General features: G+C 69.1%; 1 protein-coding gene. It reads left to right on the forward strand.

All coding sequences use genetic code 11. From position 1 onward, the window contains the following. The first annotated feature begins 199 nt into the window (after nt 1–199). Entirely contained in the window at nt 200–1300 is a 1101-nt protein-coding gene (locus G6027_RS14430; protein ID WP_182637776.1) for an ABC transporter substrate-binding protein, read from the forward strand. The last annotated feature ends 132 nt before the right edge of the window (nt 1301–1432 follow it).

A 1432-nucleotide genomic window follows, 5' to 3' on the forward strand; every position in this document is an offset into this window, starting at 1 on the left:
GGGGATCCCCGGGGGCGGCCGCCTCTACGCATTTCCGCCCGAGTCTAGGCGGGGTCTTAGAGTTCTCAGCGGAGCAGTATGACCGGTCCTGGACCGGCGGTAGGCGCTCGAAATTGCCGTGTACTGCGGTTATACGTTTAAGGTAAGCCTTGCCAAGGAAAGGTTAGGCTGTCCTTTGTTTGGGTGCTATCGTTGCCGCATGTTCAGACAGCGCTCAGGCTCGCTCCGGTTGGCCGTCGCCGCCTTCCTGGCCCTCTCGCTGACCTCGTGTGGGGTCGCTACCGGCCTCGGTGGCGACCCCGAGACGATCTCCGGGATCCCGCTCGCGTCGGAGGTCTCGGCGATCGGGGACCCGCGATCCTTCACCGGCGAGCTCGCGCTGGAGTTGGTCGACGACCCGGTCGAGCCCGTCGCGACCGACCCGGTCCCGCAGCTCCCGGCCGTGGTCACCGACAACCAGGGCACGATCGTCGAGGTCGCCGACGTCTCCCGGATCCTGCCCCTGGACATCTACGGAACGCTCTCGCGCATCGTCTTCGAGCTCGGGCTGGGTGGCAACGTGATCGGCCGCGACATCTCGTCGGCGTTCCCGGAGATCGCCGATCGGCCCCTGGTGACGCAGGACGGCCACCAGCTCAACGCCGAGGCGATCCTCGCGCTGGACCCCAGTGTGATCATCACGGACACCTCGCTGGGTCCGTGGGACGTGATCCTGCAGCTGCGCGACGCGGGGATCCCCGTCGTCGTCGTCGACTCCCACCGGTCCCCGGACAACGTCGAGGTACTCACCCAGTCCGTCGCCGACGGTCTCGGGGTGCCCGAGCTGGGGCGCGAACTGGGGGAGCGCACCCGCGCGAAGATCGCCCGGACCGAGGAGTCGATCTCCTCGATCGTCCCGGAGTCCGAGACCGCGCGGCTACGCACGGTTTTCCTCTACGCCCGTGGATCCGCCGGCGTCTACTACATGTTCGGCCAGGACAGCGGTGCGGACGAGTTGATCACCGCGGCCGGCGGGTACGACGTCTCCTCCGAGGTCGGGTGGAAGGGCGCCAAGCCGGCCAACGACGAGGGGCTCATCGCGGCCCAGCCGGACGTCATCATCATGATGAACAAGGGACTCGAGTCCGTCGGCGGCGTCGACGGCCTGCTCGAGAAGTTCCCGGCCATGGCCCAGACGCCGGCCGGCGCGAACCAGCGGATCGTCGCGATGAACGACGACCTCGTCCTGTCCTTCGGCACCAGGACGCCCGCGGTGCTCAACGCGCTCGCGGTGGCCCTCTACGCCCCCGAGGCACTGTGACGCTCACGGCGGAGCGCCGGCCGAGGGCCGAGCGGCTCACACCCGATTTCGGCCCCGCGCGGACGACCGGCGGGACCCACCGCATGCTGACCGGTGGACTGCTGGTCGCCGGGCTGGCGGTGGCGCTCGGTG

It is taken from the genome of Dietzia sp. SLG310A2-38A2, assembly GCF_014145095.1.
Taxonomy (GTDB): domain Bacteria; phylum Actinomycetota; class Actinomycetes; order Mycobacteriales; family Mycobacteriaceae; genus Dietzia.

Excerpts from the sequence above, each read along its gene's own strand:
- G6027_RS14430 (WP_182637776.1), top strand. The coding sequence starts at position 200 with ATGTTCAGACAGCGCTCAGGCTCGCTCCGGTTGGCCGTCGCCGCCTTC.